The sequence below is a fragment of the Streptomyces sp. NPDC051109 genome, assembly GCF_044455885.1.
In the GTDB taxonomy this organism is placed as follows: domain Bacteria; phylum Actinomycetota; class Actinomycetes; order Streptomycetales; family Streptomycetaceae; genus Streptomyces.
The window spans coordinates 108,191-119,912 of sequence record NZ_JBITFF010000007.1 but is presented as its reverse complement, the minus strand read 5'-3'; the positions used below and the strand labels follow the sequence as shown (position 1 = coordinate 119,912).

General features: G+C 74.8%; 9 protein-coding genes. 4 read left to right on the top strand and 5 right to left on the bottom strand.

Annotated features, from left to right (window positions below):
* Window positions 1-56 precede the first annotated feature (56 nt).
* A complete protein-coding gene (locus tag ACIBAD_RS15570; RefSeq protein ID WP_134069220.1) occupies window positions 57-1,448 on the top strand; it encodes a glutamate decarboxylase in 1,392 nt (463 codons plus the stop codon).
* Window positions 1,449-1,607: 159 nt separating this feature from the next.
* Here ACIBAD_RS15570 and ACIBAD_RS15565 read toward each other — a convergent pair whose 3' ends face one another.
* From ACIBAD_RS15565 to ACIBAD_RS15555, 3 genes are all read right to left on the bottom strand, one after another.
* Window positions 1,608-4,073, bottom strand: a complete 2,466-nt coding sequence (locus ACIBAD_RS15565; RefSeq protein WP_398907059.1) for a Helicase associated domain protein — start codon at window positions 4,071-4,073, stop codon at window positions 1,608-1,610.
* Window positions 4,074-4,184: 111 nt separating this feature from the next.
* Window positions 4,185-5,930, bottom strand: a complete 1,746-nt coding sequence (locus ACIBAD_RS15560) for a sigma-70 family RNA polymerase sigma factor (RefSeq protein WP_134069218.1) — start codon at window positions 5,928-5,930, stop codon at window positions 4,185-4,187.
* A 116-nt stretch (window positions 5,931-6,046) separates the two neighbouring features.
* Window positions 6,047-6,844 (bottom strand): IclR family transcriptional regulator, encoded by a 798-nt coding sequence (locus ACIBAD_RS15555; protein ID WP_134069217.1) that lies wholly within the window; start codon window positions 6,842-6,844, stop codon window positions 6,047-6,049.
* Window positions 6,845-6,973: 129 nt separating this feature from the next.
* Between ACIBAD_RS15555 and ACIBAD_RS15550 the strand changes: the two genes are divergently transcribed.
* The 3 genes from ACIBAD_RS15550 to ACIBAD_RS15540 all read left to right on the top strand — a co-directional run bounded on the left by ACIBAD_RS15550 (window position 6,974) and on the right by ACIBAD_RS15540 (window position 9,572).
* Window positions 6,974-7,621 carry a bifunctional 4-hydroxy-2-oxoglutarate aldolase/2-dehydro-3-deoxy-phosphogluconate aldolase gene (locus ACIBAD_RS15550; RefSeq protein ID WP_398907056.1) on the top strand — a complete coding sequence of 216 codons (648 nt, stop codon included), beginning with the start codon at window positions 6,974-6,976 and terminating at the stop codon, window positions 7,619-7,621.
* Window positions 7,579-8,649: a PfkB family carbohydrate kinase gene (locus tag ACIBAD_RS15545; protein ID WP_398907054.1), complete on the top strand. Its 1,071-nt coding sequence runs from the start codon at window positions 7,579-7,581 to the stop codon at window positions 8,647-8,649. The genes ACIBAD_RS15550 and ACIBAD_RS15545 overlap by 43 nt, the downstream gene beginning before the upstream one ends.
* A 152-nt stretch (window positions 8,650-8,801) precedes the next feature.
* Window positions 8,802-9,572, top strand: coding sequence for a class I SAM-dependent methyltransferase (locus ACIBAD_RS15540; protein WP_398907052.1), 771 nt, complete (start codon window positions 8,802-8,804; stop codon window positions 9,570-9,572).
* Here the strand turns inward: ACIBAD_RS15540 and ACIBAD_RS15535 are convergent.
* Both ACIBAD_RS15535 and ACIBAD_RS15530 read right to left on the bottom strand, forming a co-directional pair.
* Complete coding sequence (locus tag ACIBAD_RS15535) at window positions 9,540-10,445, bottom strand: aldo/keto reductase (protein ID WP_134069215.1); 906 nt, start codon at window positions 10,443-10,445, stop codon at window positions 9,540-9,542. The genes ACIBAD_RS15540 and ACIBAD_RS15535 overlap by 33 nt on opposite strands.
* Window positions 10,442-11,626: a serpin family protein gene (locus tag ACIBAD_RS15530; RefSeq protein WP_398907050.1), complete on the bottom strand. Its 1,185-nt coding sequence runs from the start codon at window positions 11,624-11,626 to the stop codon at window positions 10,442-10,444. Before ACIBAD_RS15530 ends, ACIBAD_RS15535 begins: the two co-directional genes overlap by 4 nt.
* Window positions 11,627-11,722: the final 96 nt, after the last annotated feature.

Below are 11,722 nucleotides of genomic sequence, written 5' to 3'. Positions count from 1 at the left end.
CTCCACCCAGGCGGCTAAAGACATGTTTGTGAGGATCAGTCACCTATAGTCCGGATATGGCTCTCCATGAGACGAAAGACGTACACGCCGGTGACGCCGACACGGACGTGTTCGCGTCCGCACTGAGCGGCCAGGTCCTCCCCAAGTACCGGATGCCCGACGACCACTCGCCCACCGAGGTGGTCTACGAGCTGCTCAGCAACGAGCTCCTCCTCGACGGCAACGCGGCCCAGAACCTGGCCACCTTCTGCACCACCTGGTCGGACGACGGCGTGCACCGCCTGATGAACCTGTGCCTCGACAAGAACATGATCGACAAGGACGAGTACCCGCAGACGGCCGAGATCGAGGCGCGCTGCGTCAACATCCTGGCCGACCTGTGGAACGCCCCGCCCGGCGGCGAGGCCACCGGCTGCTCCACCACCGGATCCAGCGAGGCCGCCATGCTCGGCGGCCTCGCCCTCAAATGGCGCTGGCGCACCCGCCGCCAGGCCCAGGGATTGCCCGTCGACCGGCCCAATCTGGTGTGCGGACCGGTCCAGATCTGCTGGGAGAAGTTCGCCCGCTACTTCGACGTCGAGCTGCGCCAGGTCCCGCTTGAGGCGGATGCCACCGGGCTGCGCCCCCATCAGCTCGCCGAGTACGTCGACGAGAACACCATCGGCGTCGTCGCCATCCTCGGCGTCACCTACACCTGCGACTACGAGCCCGTCGCCGACATCGCCGCCGAACTCGACCGGATCCAGGCCGAGCACGGCTGGGACGTCCCGATCCACGTGGACGGGGCCAGCGGCGGCTTCGTCGCCCCCTTCCTCCACCCCGACGTGGTGTGGGACTTCCGGCTGCCGCGCGTCGCCTCCGTGAACACCTCGGGCCACAAGTACGGGCTCGCCCCGCTCGGCGTCGGCTGGATCGTGTGGCGCACCGCCGATCTCCTGCCCAAGGAGCTCGTCTTCGACGTGGACTACCTGGGCGGCGACATGCCGACCTTCGCCCTCAACTTCTCCCGCCCCGGCGGCGAGGTCATCGCGCAGTACTACCTGTTCCTGCGGCTCGGCCGCGGCGGCTACCGGCGCGTCCAGAAGGCCTGCGCCGACACCGCCCAGTACCTGGCCGGGGAGATCGCCGCGATGGGCCCCTTCACCATCGTGTACGACGGCGCCGGCGGCCTCCCCGCCGTCTCCTACCGGCTCACCGACCAGGCCGCGTCCGGCTTCAGCCTGTACGACCTCTCCGACCGACTGCGGATGCGCGGCTGGCAGGTTCCCTCGTACCCGCTGCCGGCCGACCGCGACGACACCGTCATCCAGCGCGTGCTGATCCGGCACGGCGTGACCCGCGACCAGATCGCCCTGCTCGTCACCGACCTGCGCAACGCGGTGGAACACCTCACCGTCACGCCCCCGCCGGCCCCGGCGACCGAGCCCCGGTCGGCATTCCACCACTAGGGGGGTCTTGTCGATCAGGCCGGATCAGGGAGCGGCGGCGGGCGCCGTGCCTCGCAAGGTGAGAGCCTCCCGATCACCGGCCGTCCTCGGCTGCCTCGACAACGCGGATCAGGCAGGGTCCGGAAGGGACGGACTGGGGTGCGCCCCCCCGGGGGCCGCTCAGGCGGACGTCGACCAGCGCATGTCGAGCGCGTCGAGGGCGGCGATCCGGTCCGGGGCGAGGCTCGACGCCCGCGAGCGCTGATTGGCGATCCAGACACCCAGGCGGACGTCCTGCGCGCCGACCCGTTCCACATGGCCGCGCGGGACCCGGAGGTGCCGTTCGCGGGTGTGGAACAGGCGGGCCGCGGCCAGGTGCTCCGCCCACTTCTCGGCCTGCGTGCGCCGCGGCCGCGGGCGCTCGGCCGCGCTCGCCCCGGTCACCCCGAGCGTGTGCTCCAGCAGCCAGCGCTGCGCCCAGGTCAGCTGGTCCCAGGCCAGCCGCTGGCCGCGTACCCACCGGCCCAGGTCCTCGCCCTGGACGACCACCTCGCGGGGGGCGAGCGGCAGCCGGCCGCCCGCGTCGAGGTGGACGCGGGTCAGGTGGAAGGCGCGCTGCCAGGAGATGTCCCAGGCCGGGCACCACGACGCGTCGATGGCCTCCAGAGCCTCCCGGCGCTCCTGCGGCAGGGCGCCGGGACCCTCGCGGCGGGCGGCGGCCCGCTGGTTCTTGACCCACACCCCGACCGGCGCCCCGCGCCAGGTGGCCTCCGCCGGCGGCAGCAGGTGGCCGTGTTCCGCCGCCCAGCCGCGGGCCGCCGCGAGCCCCTCCTCGTACGCCACGTCGAAGTGGCTCCACACCATGCCGAGTTCGTCGAGCTGCGCGACCCGCTCCCGGCCGAGGGCGCCCCGGCGGTGGGTGCGCCGCACGTCCGCGATCCACTGGCCGAGCGGGAACCGCGCCAGCCCCGGCGGCCAGGCCTCGGCGGCGGCCTCCGCACCGGCCTCGCCGACCGGCGCGGCAGGCGGCCCCGCCGGCACCTTGAACGCGAACGGCACCCTCAGGTCCCCGGCCCTGGCCGCGTAGATCCGGGCGGCCTCCACCCCGCGCCGCCAGTGCTCGCGCTCCGGGTGCAGCACCCGCAGCCGGATGAACGCCGCCAGCAGCGCCGGATCCCGCGGGGTGGAGAAGCTGAGCAGGGCCCGCGCCCCGGTCCGCACCCCGGCTCCGGCCACGGCCACGGCCTCGGACCCGGCCCGCGGCCGGCTCGGAGCCTGCGGCTGCGCCAGCGATTCGACCAGCCGGGTGTCGTGCGCCCGCAGCGCCTCCAGCAGCCGCGCGAGGTCCCCGTACGCCCGCGAGGTCAGCATCGACTCGGCCGTCTCGTCCGGCCCCAGCAGTACGGGCACCACCAGCGAGGCGACCTTGCCCTCGCCGGGGTGGATGCGCAGCGCCCGCCCGACCGCCTGCACCAGGTCCGGCATGGACCCCCGTACGTCGGCCCAGAAGACGGAGTCGCACTCCTTGGTGTCCACGCCCTCGCCCAGCACCCGGACACTGCCGAGGAAGGCCTTGTCCGCGGCCCCGCCCGCCGCGAACTCCGCCAGCACCCGCCGCCGGTGCGCCGCCGAGTGCTGCCCGCACAGCCAGTCCGCCCAGACCGTACGGGGGTACACCGGCTCCGGCGCGTCGTCGGCGGCCCGCATCCGCCGCGCCACCGCCGGCAGCCCGGCGGCGAACGCCTCGGCCTCCCGTGTCAGGTGATGGAAGACGAGGGTCCGCCGGAACCCCTGGTCGGCGGCGGCCTTCACCAGCGCCGCCTGCAGGGCCGCCAGCCGCGACCCGCGCACGGCGTCGGATCGCGCGTCCGCGCCCAGCAGCACGGCCGCCTGGAACCCCGGATCGCTGACGTCCACGCACACCACCCGGTACGGGGCGCAGATGCCGCGGTCGACGGCCTCCGCGAGGGTCAGGGTGTGGCAGCGCGCGCCGAAGGGGCCGTCGGGGTCGTCCTCCATGGACGCCACGAGCTCGCCCCGCCCGCGGCCGCTCTCCTCGTCCTCCTCCGCGCCGTCCTGCCAGACCCGGGGCGTGGCCGTCATGTACAGCCGCCGGAGGGACGGGATCCGGGTGTTGTCGTGCACCACGGCCCAGGGCTTCCCGATCCGCCCGGACGTACGGTGCGCCTCGTCCACGACGATCAGGTCCCAGCCCGGCAGCCCGGCGAGATGGGCCTGCTCGATCGTGCCGAGGCCCAGCGAGGCGTACGTGGCGTACACCGTCACCCGGTCCGCCGAGGGGCCCGCCCAGCGGGCCAGTTCGGCCGGATCGGTGGTGGCCGGCATGCCCGCGTCCGCGGGGCGCAGGGAGCACACCGCGAGGGCGCGCCCGGTCCGGCCGCCCTCCCGCCAGGCCGCCGCCGTCTGTACGAGCAGGTCCAGCGAGGGCACGAGGACGAGGACCCGCCCGGCCCGCAGCTCCTCGGCCGAGCGTACGGCGACCAGGGATTTGCCGGAGCCGGTGGCCATGATCACCTGGGTCCGCAGACCTGCCCCCGGCACTCGGCCGCCGGCGGGCAGTTCGAGCGCCCGCAGGACCGCGTCGACGGCCTCCCGCTGGTGCGGACGGAGCTCTTTCCTCGCCATGCGCCCTGCTCCGTCCGCCTGCCCCTGCTCCGATCAGCCCTTTCGGCTCCAGACTCCATCCTGCACGAAATGTGAAGCGTGCGGGTCCGCGCCGCGAGCGGAGCGTCCGGATCACATCTTGGCGCCGAAGTTCTGCGTCCACCACGGGCCGCCCGGGCCCGAGTGGATGCCGACGCCGATGTCCTTGAAGGAGCAGTTGAGGATGTTGGCGCGGTGGCCCGGGCTCTTCATCCACGAGTCCATGACCGAGGCCGCGGTCTGCTGGCCCCGCGCGATGTTCTCGCCGTAGGTCGACCAGCGGTACCCGGCGGCCGTGGTCCGCTTCCCCGGGTCGGCGCCGTCGGGGTTGGTGTGGTCGAAGAAGTCCCGGGCAGCCATGTCGTCGGAGTGCCCCTGGGCGGCGGACCGCAGCTGCGGGTCCTCCTTCAGCGGGCCGCAGCCGGCCGCCGCGCGCTCGGAGTTGACCAGGGCGATGACCTGGCCGGCGACGCCCGCCGGGGCGGGACCCGGAGCGGGCGCCGAGGGGCGCGGGGCCGGCGCCTTGGACTTGGTCGGCGTGGGGCTCGGCGTCGGGCTCTCGGCGGACGGGCTCGGCGAGGCGGAGGCCGAGGGGGACGGGGAGGCCGAAGCGGAGGGCGAGGCCGTGTCCGAGGGGGACGCGGAGGCGGCGTCGGGGGCGGCCAGGGCGGACAGCGGGGCGGCGGGCGCGGCGCCGGTGTCCTTGTCGTCCGAGCCGGGGAACCCGCCGAGGTACGCGAGCCCGCCGCCCGCGACGCACGCGGCGAGCACCGCGCCGCCGACCGCGCGGCGGCGGCTCCGGCGGCGCTTGCGCTGGACGCTGCGGCTGCCGCCGGGGGTGGCGTCCGGTATGCCGCCCTGGGCGGAGACCGTGGGGGTGAGCTGCGTCGCGGCGTCGGAGAGGTCCACGCCGTCGAAGCCCGTGGTGTCGAAGCCCGTGCCCGCGCCCCCGCCGGCGGAGTACGCCTGGGCGCCCGCGCCCGCGCCGCCGTCGTACGCGTACGCCGCGTCGGCCGGGGCGAAGCCCGCGGCCGGGACGTAGCCGGCGGCCGCGGCCGCCCGTATGCCCGCCAGCAGTGCCATCGAGACCGGCACCAGGGCCAGACCCGCCAGCAGCCCCTCCGCCGGGAGCAGTCCGCCCCACAGTCCCGCGCACCGTACGCACTCGCGCGCGTGCCGCGCTATTCGCTTGCGCCACAGCGTCGACGGCGCCCCGTCCCAGGCGCCCGTGACCCCGCGCAGCTCCTCGCACGGCGGTTGCGTGGCCAGCGCCCGCTCCACCACCCGGGCCGACTCCAGCTGCGCCTTCATCCGCTGCACGCGCACCGCCGTGTGCTGCGGGGAGAGTTCGAGGGCCGCGGCCACCTCGGCGCGGGTCAGCTCACCGGCGCACTCCAGCCACCACAGCGACAGCAGGGCGCGATCGTCGGTGTCCAGCCAGCGGGTGGCGCGGGCCGTCTCCCGCTGCTGGCCTTCGAGCTGGAGCCGCAGGACCGTCAGGTCCACGAAGTCGGCGCCCGGGTCGGCGAGTTCCCAGGCGGCTTCGAGCCCGCTCTCGCCGGGGGCGCTGTGCCGCGCCTGCCAGTGCGCCCGCACCCGGTTCATGGCGATCGCGACCAGCCAGGACCGGAAACTCTCGTCCGACCGCAGGGCGCCGAGTCCGTCGAGCGCCCGCAGCATCGTGTCCTGCACCACGTCGTCCACGTCGACGGAGCCGTTCAGGGCGCGCCCGACGATGTTGTAGACGAGCGGCAGATAGGTGCCGACCAGCTCGTCCTGCGCGCGGGGATCGCCCGCGCGGGCGGCTGCCACCAGCTCTGCCGTGTGCTGTGTAGTCATGTGAGGTTCCCTGTCCGTACCGGCGGTCGATGATGCCCGATACCTGGGAGACCGTCGAGCGCGGCCCCGATAACGGTTATCCGGAAGAAGAACCCGAAAATGTTTTTCCCAGCTGTTCACAGCAGCGGGGCGAGCGCCCGCGCGGCCGCGCACAGGGCCGGTGCGTACGCCTCGATCTCCTCGCGGGAGACGAGGAAGGCCACCGTGGTGACGCTGACCCCGCCGATCGGCCGGCCCCCGGGGTCCAGCACGGCGGCGCCGATGCACCGGATGGTCGCCTCGTTCTCCTCGTCGTCCACGGCGAAGCCCCGGGCCCGCACGTCCTCCAGCTCCGCCAGCAGGGCCTTCGGAGCGGTCAGCGTCCTCGGCGTGCGGCGCGGCAGTCCCGCGCTCGCGATCAGCGCCCGTACCTCCCCCTCGGGCAGGTGCGCCAGGATGCTCTTGCCGATCGCGGTGCTGTGCAGCGGCATGCGCATCCCGACCCGGGAGGCCGTCCGGATCGGCTGGTCGCTCTCCAGCTTCCGGATGTAGGTGAGGGTCTCCCCGCTGTGCAGGGCCAGGTGGACCGTCTGGCCCACCGTCTCGCGCAGCTCGCCGAGGATCCGCCCGATGCTGTGCGGCTCGCCGCCGCTGACCAGGGCAGACAGTCCGCGCAACCGGGGCCCCACCCCGTACCGCGATCCGCTGTCCGGGCGTACGAAGCCCTGCTCGGTCAGCGAGGCGAGGATCCGGAAGGCGCTCGACTTGGGCACGGCGGCCGCGGCCGCCACATCGGTGAGCCGGTGCGGTCCGCCCGGCGCGGCCACGGCCTCCAGGATCCGCATCGACTTCTCCAGCGCCGTGCCGGCGGCCGAGGTCCGGCCGCCGCGCACGGGGCCTTCAGTAGCGTCCGTCGTGGGCCCGTCGTCGGGCATGCGCTCTCCCGGTGCAGGGGTGGGTGAGGGTAGGGTCTGCCAGAAGCCGTTCCGCTACACGGTACCGCGTTCCACTACGTGGAACAAATGCAGTGTGGTGCAGTGGAACAGATGAGAGGGAGGGGTCCTTTGTCCTGCCACCCGTACGACGCGATGGCCGCCCAGCGCCTGCTGCCGGTCCTGCGCAACGCCGACGCCGACGAAGCCGTCCGCCGGACCACCGCCCTGCTGGCCGCCGGCTGCCGAGTGGTCGAGCTGACCACCTCCACCCACGGCTGGGCCGAGGCCGTCGCGCGGACCGCCCCGCTCGCCGACGCGCACGGCCGGCCCGCCCTGATCGGCGTCGGCACCGTCACGGCCGCCGACCAGGCCGAGACCGCCCTCGACGCGGGCGCGGCCTTCCTGATCTCCCCCTACCCGGCTCCCGAGGTGCGGGCGGTCGCCGCCCTGCGCGGGGCGGTCTTCGTCGAGGGCGGCTTCACCCCGGGCGAGATCGCCTCCGCCGTCCGGTCCGCGGGCGCCGCCAAGGTGTTCCCGGCGCACGTGGGCGGCCCGCAGTTCATCCGCTCCCTCAAGGCGGTCCTGCCCGGCGCCCTGTTCATACCCACCGGCGGCATCCGGCCCGCCGAGATCCGCGAGTGGCTCGCCGCCGGGGCGGCCGCCGTGGGCATCGGCAGCGGGCTGCCCGACGATCCGGGCGAACTGGCCGCCGTCTTCGCGGCTCTGGCCCGGCCGTGCTGCACCGGCTGCGCCGGCTGCGCCGCGGCGGGGCGCTGAGGATGGCGCCCGCGCCCCGTACCGGCCACGACACCGGCTACGACGTCCTCGTCCTCGGTGAGGTCCTCGTCGAGATCCACGCCGACTCCGCCCTGCGGGAAGCCGCCGACGGCACCGCTGCCCGCATCTCCTACTCCGGCGACGCCCTCAACGCGGCGGCCGCCGCCGCGGCCGCCGGGGCCCGGACGGCCCTTCTCGCCGTCGTCGGCGAGGACGAGCTCAGCGTCCCGCTCCTGCACCGCGCGGCCGCGCTCGGCGTGGACGTCTCCCACGTACGCCGCGCCCCGCGCCCCAACGGCGCCTATCTGCTCGCCTCCGACACCGAAGGCGACCGGGCGTTCGTCTACTGGCGCAGCCGCAGCGCGGGTTCCACCCTCTCCACCCGGCACATCGAGTCCTGGCGGGACCTGCTGACCGGCGCGAGGGCGCTCGTCACCAGCGGGATCACGGGCGCCCTGTCCCCGAGCAGCCGCGAGGCGGTGGTGGCCGCGGCCGAGACCGTGCGCGGCGCCGGCGGGCACGTCTCGTACGATCCCAACTTCCGCCCCCGCCTGACCGGTCGTGCCGAGGCCCGCGGGCTGCTGGCCCGGATCGCCCCGCTGACCGGGCTGCTCAAGACCTCCTGCCCGGCCGACGCCGAGGCCCTGGTCGGCACCGCCGATCCGCGCGCCGCCGCCGCCCGCTACCGGGCCCTGGGCGCCCGTACGGTCGTGGTCACCGCGGGCGCCGGGCGGCTGCTGCTCGACGACGGGACGCGGGCCGAGTACCACCCCGTACCGGTCAACCCCGATCCGGTGGACGCGACCGGCGCCGGGGACTGCTTCACCGGCACCGCCACCGCCCGGCTCGCCCTGGGCGACGGCCTCGCCGACGCCGTCGCGTACGGCATGGCGGCGGCCTCCCTCTCGGTCTCCGGCCGCGGCGGCACGGGCCGCGTCCCGGCGTTCCCCGAAACGGCGGCCCTGGCCGCCGCCCACCGGGGGCTGATCCGGCCTGTCGACAAGACACCCCCTAGTGCTCCGGCGTGACGTCGTCATCGTGTGTGGCTGGGTCCGGATGCTGTCGTACGCCGCTTTGGGTGACCGTGCGGGGCTGGAGATCGGCGCGGGGACCGGCAAGGCGACGGTTGCCGTTCGCGGCGGCGGGCACGCCGCTGGTGTGCGTCGCGCCTGATCCGCGTATGGCAGAGGTACTGCGCCGCACCACCGTGCATTGTCCCGAGGCGCGGCTGCGTGTCGGCGCTTTCGAGGACTGGCAGCCGGACAGCCGTGGCTTCGGGCTGGTCTTGGCTGCCACGTCCTGGCACTGGACGGATCCGGAGCGGCGTTGGGACTTGGTGCACGACGCCCTCGCGCCGGGCGGCGCGGTGGCGTTGTTCTGGAACCCGCAGGGGGTCCACGACACGGATCTGCACGCCGCGCTGGCCGATGTCGACGGCCGCCACGGGATGGACGGTGCACCGCACGGTGAGCTGGCGTCCTCCTTCGGCGAGGTGCCCGGGAACCGGGGCGGGCTGCCGTCCGGCTGGTCGGAGGACGAGTGCCGCCGCGACGGTCGTTTCACGGACTTTCGTGCCGTCCGGTACCGGCAGGACCAGTACTACGACCCCGACCACTACCTGGGGTGTCCGGCCTCGCTCTCGCGCTATCGCGTCCTGCCCTCCGGCCGGCGTGAGCAGGTTCTCGCCGAGACCGCCCAGGTCCTGCGCGCCCACGGGGGCGGCATCTCCAGGCCCTGTTCAGGACCTCTTCCTCGCCTCAGGACCTCTTCCTCGCCCGGAGGCGGTGAGGCGGCACCGGTACGGGGCGGGCGGGCTTCGGCGGGTCGCCACCGAGCCCCGCACCGGCGCCGACGGCACCGAGCGGCAGCCCGCCGGTGCCCCTACCGACGACGACCGCCGTCGAACCCGCGGAAGGGATCACGACACCGCACTGGAGTGCCGGACGGCTGACAGCAGCGCGATCTCCTCGGGGGACAGCCGCAGCGACCCGGTGGCGACGTTCTCCACGAGGTGGTCGGGGTTGCCGGTGCCCGGGATCGCCAGGACGTGCGGGCCGCGGTTCAGGGTCCACGCGAGCCGCACCTGCGCCGCAGACACGCCGTGGGCCGCGGCGACGGCCCGTACCGGCCCGGCCTCCTCCATGACCGCCCCGGCCTCCTTGCCCGAGCCGGCGATCGCGAAGAACGGCACGAAGGCGATGCCCTGGTCCCCGCACGCGTCGAGGAAGGCGTGGTCCTCGGCCGGGGAGCCGATCCCGTACGGGTTCTGTACGCAGACGACGGGAGCGATGGCCCGGGCCTCGGCCAGGTGGTCGGGCCGTACGTTGGACACGCCGAGGTGGCGGATGAGGCCGGCCGTGCGCAGCTCGGCGAGCGCACCGAAGTGCTCGGAGATCGATCCCGTGGTCTCCCGGCGCGGGATCCGCAGGTTCACCACGTCCAGGTGGTCCCGGCCCAGTTGGCGCAGGTTCTCCTCGACCTGCCCGCGCAGCTGCTCGGGCGTGGCCCACCACCACTGGCCGGCGCAGTCGCGGCCCGGTCCGACCTTGGTGGTGATGACGAGGTCCGCCGCGTAGGGGGCCAGGGCGTGGTTGATCAGCTCGTTGGCGGAGCGCGTGGGGGAGAAGTAGAAGGAAGCGGTGTCGATGTGGTTCACGCCGAGCTCGACCGCCCGCCGCAGGACGGAGACCACCCGCTCGCGGTCGGTGGGGGAGCCGTCGGCCAGGTGCGTCAGGCGCATGGCGCCGAAGCCGATCCGGCGGACGGCGAGGTCGCCGAGCCGCCAGGTGCCGGATGCTGCTGCGGTGATCGTTTCGGAGGTCATGGCGTGAGGGTAACCGGCTCGGCGACCCAGCCCGCGGCGAGCACCAGGCGGGAGGTGCGGTGGACGGCGAGGAAGCCGAAGGGCCGGTGGAAGGCGACCTCGGCCTGGCGGACCCGGTACCGGTAGCGGGGCTGGGCGCAGCCCGCGGCCGAACCGAGGGCGGTCACGGCCGCGGCTTCGAAGCCTTCGGCGTGGAAGCGGGCCACCGCCGACTGCCGGGCCGACCGGACGGCAAGTGGGTCGGGGCTGATCCCGGGGAAATGCCCGGATCCGGCGTCCGTGGCGGTGTGCAGGCCGAAGAGCCGGGCGTGGTCGAGGAGATCGTGGTCGGCGCTGACGTCGAAAGCCACCGCCTCGACCCGCAGGCGGGGTGCACGATCCGTCGAACGGACCGTCCCGATGCGCAACCCCGGTCCCGGGTTTCCCTCGGGAAGCAGGCTCGCGCCCGTCGACGGCACGGTCCGGGTGACGACGCGGGCGCCGGCGGCGAGGACCTCCCACGGGCGGGCGGCGGTCTCGCCCAGCACCAGGTGGACGTCCACGCCGCCGTCTCCGACCACTTCGAGCAGCGTCACCGGGCCGGTCGGCGTGTGCGCCACCCGCGCGCGGTCCAGGAGGGAGGTGTTGCGGAACAGCGCGAGCGCCGACCGCCCGGCCCACGGGCCCTCGGGCAGATCGATGCATCCGGTCCGGAAGGGCTGGATCCACCGCAGGCGCAGCGCGAGCGCCGAGGCTAGGACCATCAGGGTGTCCCTCTGGACGGGCAGGGGCATCCGCTCGATCAGCCCGCCGGTCCGGTGCGCCGCCCACTCGTCGAGGGCCTTGCGGTCGGTGCCCTCGTCGCCGGTCAGGGTGGCGCGGGCGCCGTCCGGGAGTCCGGCGAGCCAGCGTTCGTGCAGGGGGAGGCCGGCCCTGGTCCACAGTCCGGTGGCCGCCTGGAGGCCGCGTATGGCGGCGAGGTCGGTCAGCAGCTTCCGGGCGGCGTCCGTCGCGGATCCGGCGGGTATGCCGAGGGCTTCGGCGAGTTCGGTGCGGGCCGGGCCGCCCGCGCCGTCGGCGAGGAAGGCCAGCAGGGGCCAGATCCCGGCCGCTGTGAGGACGGTGCCCTTCTCGCCCGTCACCGCCTGCCGGGCCCAGCGTGCGGTGAGCCGGTTTACCGCCCGTACCGTTGTGATCTCCATTTCGGGGAGCGTACGTGGTGGGACGCCGCCGGGCCGGGTCGATTTCCGCGGCCCGGCGGCGCCGGTCTTTCTCGGCCGGCCGGTTTCGCTGCCGGC

Coding starts and splice junctions, on each gene's coding strand:
- ACIBAD_RS15555 (WP_134069217.1), bottom strand. CDS start 6,844: ATGCCCGACGACGGGCCCACGACGGACGCTACTGAAGGCCCCGTGCGC.
- ACIBAD_RS15560 (WP_134069218.1), bottom strand. CDS start 5,930: ATGACTACACAGCACACGGCAGAGCTGGTGGCAGCCGCCCGCGCGGGC.
- ACIBAD_RS15530 (WP_398907050.1), bottom strand. CDS start 11,626: ATGGAGATCACAACGGTACGGGCGGTAAACCGGCTCACCGCACGCTGG.
- ACIBAD_RS15570 (WP_134069220.1), top strand. CDS start 57: ATGGCTCTCCATGAGACGAAAGACGTACACGCCGGTGACGCCGACACG.
- ACIBAD_RS15540 (WP_398907052.1), top strand. CDS start 8,802: ATGGCAGAGGTACTGCGCCGCACCACCGTGCATTGTCCCGAGGCGCGG.
- ACIBAD_RS15535 (WP_134069215.1), bottom strand. CDS start 10,445: ATGACCTCCGAAACGATCACCGCAGCAGCATCCGGCACCTGGCGGCTC.
- ACIBAD_RS15565 (WP_398907059.1), bottom strand. CDS start 4,073: ATGGCGAGGAAAGAGCTCCGTCCGCACCAGCGGGAGGCCGTCGACGCG.